Raw genomic sequence first — 6,479 nt, 5'->3', positions numbered from 1 at the left:
TTCGGTCAGCAGGTTCGATTAGTCTCCTTTACGTGGTCAATCGCCACAACGAGATGATTCAACCTCTGACCTATCTACTCCAGCTACTTTCGCAACTGGAGTTTACCGCCGCACCTCTTACTCATCATGCCGTCTCCTTTTATCCGCAAAGCCAGCCAAAATCTGGATTGTGGTTGTGTCGCCGTGATTGCACGTGTGAAGGGCCTCAACTTATCATTCGTCCCGCCAATCCCCAAGTTTGCGCACATAAAAGTCATGAGCAACATCAAACAAGTCACGGCCCAGGCGGGTTACGATCTATGGTCTGAAACTTACGACGAAACGCCCAATCCGGTCGTCGCGCTGGATGCGCGCTACACCATCGCCCAACTCGCGCCGCAAGCGGGCGAACGCATTCTAGATGCCGGTTGCGGCACCGGGCGCAACTTGCAAGCCTTGCTCAATGCGGGAGCGCTTCCGACGGGGATTGATTTTTCGGCTGGCATGCTGGCTGTCGCGCAACGCAAGTTTCCGCAAGTCGAATTGCGACAGGCCGATTTGCAACAGCGGTTTCCGTTTGCAGACGTCAGCTTCGACGCGGCGTTATGCGCCTTGATTGGCGAACACTTGAATGATTTGCACGCGGTCTGCCGCGAAGTCTTTCGCGTGGTGAAACCGGGCGGACGGTTTGTGTTTTCGGTCTATCACCCCTGGCTGGCGGCGGCGGGCAAGGAAGCCAATTTTGACAAAGACGGCTGGAATTATCGGCTGGGGGCATACACGCATACGACCGCAGATTATCTGGCGGCATTGCGGGAGGCGGGATTTACGAATCAGCGCTCTCAGGAATTCATTTGCGATGAGGCATTGGCGCAGTCCATCCAAAGAGCGCAGAAATATCTGGGCAAGCCCTTGCTGCTGGTCATAGCGGCGAGACGGCCATACCGAAAGCGCCACTGTTAGTCCGGCCAGCCTCGAACTAACACAAACTTAACTCAGGTCAAATCAGGTTTTGCCTTGCCTAGCCTTAAGCGCGCTCTCTACAATCCCGCTTACCGACGCATCTTTCAATCAACCACAATCAAGCAGTACTTTCTGGAAGGAGAATACCCCAATGCGAATCACCACCGGACTCCGTTGCCTGTGCTTGCTGCTTTGGCTGGCGTGCGCAGCTTGGGCACAAACTCAAATCACGACAGGCGTCATTCAAGGTACGGCCACCGACCAAAGCGGCGCGGTTGTGCCCGGCGCCAATGTCGAAGCCAAAAACCTGGACACCAATAACAGCAAAACCGCGACGACTGCCGAAGACGGGCGCTTTGTTTTTCTGGCATTGCAATCGGGCCGTTACACCGTGACGGTGACGAAACAGGGTTACGCCAAAACCGTGCAGGAAAATCTGAATCTGACGGTCGGCCAAACCATTTCGCTCACGCTGGCGCTCAAAGTTTCGACCGTGCAGGAAACTGTCACCATCACTGCTTCGCCGACGATTGATACGGTCAAGACCGAATCGAGCAGTACGCTCAACGAAACCGCCGTCGCCAACACGCCAGTGCTGGGGCGCAAGTTTTTAGACCTTTTCACGCTCACGCCCGGTGTCAGCATTACGCAGGGGCCCGATGGCGATGTCGTCAATTTCGCCGGTCAGCGCGGCGTCTTTAACAACATCAGTCTGGATGGCGGCGATTACAACAACGGCTTTTTTGGCGAACAGGTCGGCGGCCAACGCGCCGCGATTGACATCACGCTGGATGCGGTCAAGGAATTTCAGGTCGTCGCCACGGGGGCTTCCGCCGAATTCGGGCGCACGGCGGGCGGCGTCGTCAACGTCATCACCAAGTCCGGCACGAATCAGGTGCACGGCTCTCTCTTCCACTTTCAACGCCTGGAAGCGCTGACCTCTGACCCGAAAGACGGCAAGGGTGGCACGGTCAAAGACTTCATGAAAGACTTTCACCGCGAACAGTTCGGCGGCACCATCGGCGGGCCGCTCAAGAAAGACAAGGTTTTCTTCTTCGGCGCCTTCGAGCAGATCACCGGCAATCTGACGCGCGCGAATTTGAGCGTGCCCATCGGCGCGCCCTGCTCCGTGCAAAACCCGACGATTCAGGCCAACGAGGCGCTCATCAATGGCAGCGCCGATTGCCAGCGCGTGGCCTTGATCAATTTCATCAAGACCACGCGGCAACAGGACGAAAGCCTGCCCATCAAGAAGCCGGTCAACACCTCGGCCATCCTGGGCAAGCTGGATTGGAAGCTCACTCCGGCCAATGATCTCGCGTTCTCATACAATTTCAGCCGCTCGAAAAAAGAGAACGAGACCTTTGACGTGCCGACTTACGGCGCTTCCGCCAACGGTACCGAAGGCCCTGGCAAGATCAACGTCTTCAACGTCAACCTCTACACCACCCTTGCGGCGAACAAGCTGAACGAGTTCCACTTCACCTATTCGCGCGAAGACCGCCCGCGTTTGGCGAACAAATCGAACATCCTCGCCGACACGGCGATGGGCTTTGCCACGACGTTCCGCTTCGGCAATCCGTTCTTCCTGCAACCGGGCGTGGATGAGGTGTTCAAGCGGGCGCAGTTCAAAGACAACTTCTCGCTCATCGCGGGCAAGCACAACATCAAATTGGGCGGCGAATACATCCGCAGCAACAACTCGCAAGTCTTTCGCGGCTTTTTCACGGCGCGTTACATCTTCGACAGCGTGACCGGCTTCCTGCGTTACGCCTCGCCCGCCACGCTGGGAGCGGGTTACGGGCCGAATATCAAAGGCTGCTCGAATGGCGGCTACGTCGCGGCGACGGCGGCTTGCCCGGCGGGTTCGACCTCGACCGGCGGCCCGTTGCTGCTCTATTTGCAAGGCGCGGGGCCGAACGCACCGGCCACCGATGCGGCGGGCGCGTCGGACATCAACAACGACGAATTCGCCCTGTTCGCGCAGGACAAATATCAATGGCGGCCCGGTTTCACCTGGCAGCTTGGCCTGCGTTGGGAAGCGCAGGTGCTGCCCAACCCAACGGTCGCGCCAGCGAAGACAGCTTATGGTTTATTCCTAAGCGATCCACGCTTCCCCTCGAACGGCACGCTGCCCGATCAGTGGAAGATGTTTCAACCGCGCGTCGGTTTCGCCTGGGACATCAAGAACAACAGCAAGTCGGTGTTGCGCGCCTCGTGGGGTATTTACAACGCGCGCCAAAACATGCTCTCGCAGGTCGGTTCGATCACGACCAACGGCGTGCAGCAACAGACGATCTTTCTGAACTCGGACATCATCGCGCTGGGCGTGCCCGGCCCGACTTGGCCGAACGTGGTGACACCTTCGGCGCAATCGTGCAGCGGCTCGAGGGGCAGCAATCCCTTCCCCTGTTTTTCGGGCGTGCGCGTCTTCAGCCGCGATTACGCCAACCCGCGCATTTACACCTCCAACGTGCAATTCGAGCAGCAGATCGCCAACGACACGGCGCTCTATGTTGATTTCACGTATTCGAAAGGCGTGCATCTGACGCGCTTTTTGAACTATGGACGCTTAGGCTTCTTCCAGCCATATCTGGATGAAATCGCCGTCGCCAGCGCGCTGGGCAAAGGGCTGTATCGCGGCCTGACCATCGGCGTGCGCAAACGCTTGAGCAAAGGCTTCCAGCTCGATGGCAATTACACCTTGTCGAAAGACCTCGACGATGATTCCAACGAACGCGATCCGTTCAGCGACCGTTCGTTTGACATCAAGAACCTGAAACTCGATTACGCGTTGTCAGACCGCGACATTCGCCACAAGTTCAACTTCCTGCTTTATGGCGAACTGCCGTGGGGCTTGCAGGCGAACACGCGCATCCAGGCACGCTCGGCTCAGCCGATCACGCCCGCCACGCGCACGGCGACCAATCGCAACTCGCTGCGCAAAGAGAATGAATACTTCTCGTTTGATTGGCGTCTGTCGCGGCCCTTCAAGTTCGGCGACCACATGGCGCTGACGCCGACCATCGAGATGTTCAACACGTTTAACAACAAGAACCTGATCAATCCACTCATTACGCCGGGGCTGTTCAATTTCGACGGCTTCCTGCGGCAAGGGCTGGGCGATCCGCGCCAATTGCAGTTGGCGGCCAAGTTCACGTTCTAAAGTTGTGCCGTTAGAGGTCACACTCAAACAAGGAAAAAGAGATTACAGAACAAACAGAAATAACGGAACAGACGGATTCTTGGTTGGCTAACTCGTTTCCGTTTATTCGGTTATTTCCGTCTGTTCCGTAATCTCTCCTACTTCCATGCGCTTACTCATCCTGGCGCTTTTTTGCGGCGGCATTATCTGCCGGGTAATTGCCAGCCAGCTTGCGTGCCGCCAAAGTAGTGCTGTTGTAAAAATAACCGGCGGAAAAAGCCACGGGTTGGCAAACGCCTGCACACGCTTTACTGTACTCGCCGCTGGCTGAACGGCGCGCGTGCAGCCGCCCCCATCTGACCAATACACCTTGAAGGAGAGGACAATGAAACGCTTTACCTTATTCACGTTCATCGCTTGCGCTCTGATCGCGTCGCTCGGCAACGCCGCCTGGGCACAATCCGCACCTGCCACGTTGACTGACGACGAGCGCAAAGAAGCGATCAAATACTTGGAAGAAACCCGCAAGAATTTTCTCGCCGAAGTGAAAGGCCTGAGTGAAGCTCAATGGACATTCAAAGCTGCGCCCGATCGTTGGTCAGTCGCCGAAGTCGCCGAACACATCGCGGTCAGCGAAGAGACACTCTTTGGCATGGTCACCGACCGCATCATGAAATCGCCCGCCACGCCTGAAAAAAAGGAAGCGGTCAAAGGCAAAGAGGTACAACTGCGCCAGATGATCACCAACCGCACGGTCAAAGCCCAGGCGCCTGAAATGCTCAAACCCACCAACCGTTGGGCGACCCAAGCCGAACTCGTCAAAGCCTTCAGCGCCAGCCGCGACAAAACGGCGGCTTACGTGAAGAGTTCACAAGACGATCTGCGCAGCCACTTTGCGGCACACCCGGTCTTCAAAGACCTGGACGCGTATCAGTGGATCATCCTGATTGCGGGTCACAGCGCGCGCCACACCGATCAGATCAAAGAAGTGAAAGCTGATCCGAACTTCCCGAAGAAGTAACTTGGCGCCGCCGAAACTATACGAAGAGCGTGTGCGCAATGCGATTCAGGCAAGGTATTTGCCAGGGGCGGTCAACGTAGGGGCAGACCTGCGTGTCTGCCCCGGTGGCGTCAAACCCACCCGAATACGTCTGACCCGACCGGGGCAGACACGCAGGTCTGCCCCTACGCGATTTCCCTGCCTAAATCGTATTGCGCGCATGCTCTCCGTACTGCACTCGCCGCTTATGCTATCGCAAGAACTCACTTGGATTCGCACGCACATGCCGCGCACTCAACGCGCGCTGCAAACGCTGCCCGACTTATCCGGCGTGCGCCTCGCCTGTTCGTTCCATCTCGAAATCAAAATGATTCCACTCTGCGAAGCCTTGCTGGCGCGTGGAGCCAGGCTCTTTTTGACGACTTGTAATCCCACCACGGTGCGCGACGAGACGGTGCAATGGCTGATTGAACATGGCGCAGAAGCCGAGGCCCATTGCGGCATGTCCGAGGCAGAATACGAAACCGCCCTGCAACACGCGCTCAAGTGGCAGCCGACGCATCTGTGCGAGATGGGCGCTGACCTTAGTTATGCCTTGCATCAACACGGCGACATCCATTCGGTCAAAGCCAGCCTGGAAGGCACCGGCTCCGGCATCAGCCGGTTGCAGGCAATGCCGCTGCGTTATCCGGTTTTCAATTGCGACGATCTGCCGATCAAAGAAGGCATCCACAACCGGCACATGGTCGGGCTGACGACCTGGACGGCCTTTTTCGACCGCACGCGGCTGAGCCTGCACGAGCGTCGCGTGTTGGTCATCGGCTACGGTTCGGTCGGGCGTGGCGTGGCTGAGACCGCCCGCGCTTTCGGCGGCGCGGTCACGATTGCCGAACGCGACCCGGCGCGTGCGCTCGAAGCGGCGTATGCCGGCTGGCACGTGCAAGCGCTCGATGCCGCCCTTGCCGAAGCGGACATCATCGTCACCGCCACGGGCGCACACGGCGTGCTGACGGCTGAACATTTCATCCGCTTGCGCGACGGCGCGTTCCTGCTCAACGTCGGGCATCGCGCGGATGAATTCGATCTGGCGGCCTTGCGCGCCTACCCGCACGACGAGGTGCAGCCTTTCATCGAAGCCTTTCAAATCAACCAACGCACCATCTATTTGTTTGCGGGTGGTTCGATGGCGAATCTGACGGCGGGCAAAGGCGACAGTTTGAATGCCTTTGATCTGACGCTGGCGGTACTGACGGCGGGCATCGGCCATTTGGTGCAGGCCGGTGCATCCACTGCGCCCGGCGTACACCTGTTGCCGCGCGAAGTATGGGAAGGCTGTCTGGCTTGAACCGGCGCACCAATGACGACACGCCACAGGCCCAGAGAACAAAAGGC

At 57.9% G+C, this 6,479-nt stretch carries 5 protein-coding genes; 4 read left to right on the top strand and 1 reads right to left on the bottom strand.

Annotated elements, in window-relative coordinates; genetic code table 11:
* Window positions 1-255 precede the first annotated feature (255 nt).
* Both HY011_26320 and HY011_26315 read left to right on the top strand, forming a co-directional pair.
* Window positions 256-942, top strand: coding sequence for a class I SAM-dependent methyltransferase (locus HY011_26320; GenBank protein MBI3426461.1), 687 nt, complete (start codon window positions 256-258; stop codon window positions 940-942).
* A gap of 151 nt (window positions 943-1,093) precedes the next feature.
* Window positions 1,094-4,108 (top strand): TonB-dependent receptor, encoded by a 3,015-nt coding sequence (locus HY011_26315; GenBank protein MBI3426460.1) that lies wholly within the window; start codon window positions 1,094-1,096, stop codon window positions 4,106-4,108.
* 102 nt (window positions 4,109-4,210) lie between these two features.
* Here HY011_26315 and HY011_26310 read toward each other — a convergent pair whose 3' ends face one another.
* Window positions 4,211-4,501, bottom strand: a complete 291-nt coding sequence (locus HY011_26310) for a hypothetical protein (protein ID MBI3426459.1) — start codon at window positions 4,499-4,501, stop codon at window positions 4,211-4,213.
* Here HY011_26310 and HY011_26305 point away from each other — a divergent pair.
* Together HY011_26305 and HY011_26300 are read left to right on the top strand one after the other, a co-directional pair.
* A complete protein-coding gene (locus tag HY011_26305) occupies window positions 4,473-5,108 on the top strand; it encodes a DinB family protein (GenBank protein MBI3426458.1) in 636 nt (211 codons plus the stop codon). The genes HY011_26310 and HY011_26305 overlap by 29 nt on opposite strands.
* Window positions 5,109-5,307: 199 nt before the next feature.
* Window positions 5,308-6,432: an adenosylhomocysteinase gene (locus tag HY011_26300; protein MBI3426457.1), complete on the top strand. Its 1,125-nt coding sequence runs from the start codon at window positions 5,308-5,310 to the stop codon at window positions 6,430-6,432.
* Window positions 6,433-6,479: the final 47 nt, after the last annotated feature.

Source organism: Acidobacteriota bacterium, from assembly GCA_016196035.1.
Lineage (GTDB): Bacteria > Acidobacteriota > Blastocatellia > RBC074 > RBC074 > JACPYM01.
The sequence above is the reverse complement of the archived record's forward strand: the minus strand, read 5'-3'. Positions and strand labels throughout refer to the sequence as shown.

Excerpts from the sequence above, each read along its gene's own strand:
- HY011_26320 (MBI3426461.1), top strand. The coding sequence starts at position 256 with ATGAGCAACATCAAACAAGTCACGGCCCAGGCGGGTTACGATCTATGG.
- HY011_26315 (MBI3426460.1), top strand. The coding sequence starts at position 1,094 with ATGCGAATCACCACCGGACTCCGTTGCCTGTGCTTGCTGCTTTGGCTG.
- HY011_26305 (MBI3426458.1), top strand. The coding sequence starts at position 4,473 with ATGAAACGCTTTACCTTATTCACGTTCATCGCTTGCGCTCTGATCGCG.
- HY011_26310 (MBI3426459.1), bottom strand. The coding sequence starts at position 4,501 with ATGAACGTGAATAAGGTAAAGCGTTTCATTGTCCTCTCCTTCAAGGTG.
- HY011_26300 (MBI3426457.1), top strand. The coding sequence starts at position 5,308 with ATGCTCTCCGTACTGCACTCGCCGCTTATGCTATCGCAAGAACTCACT.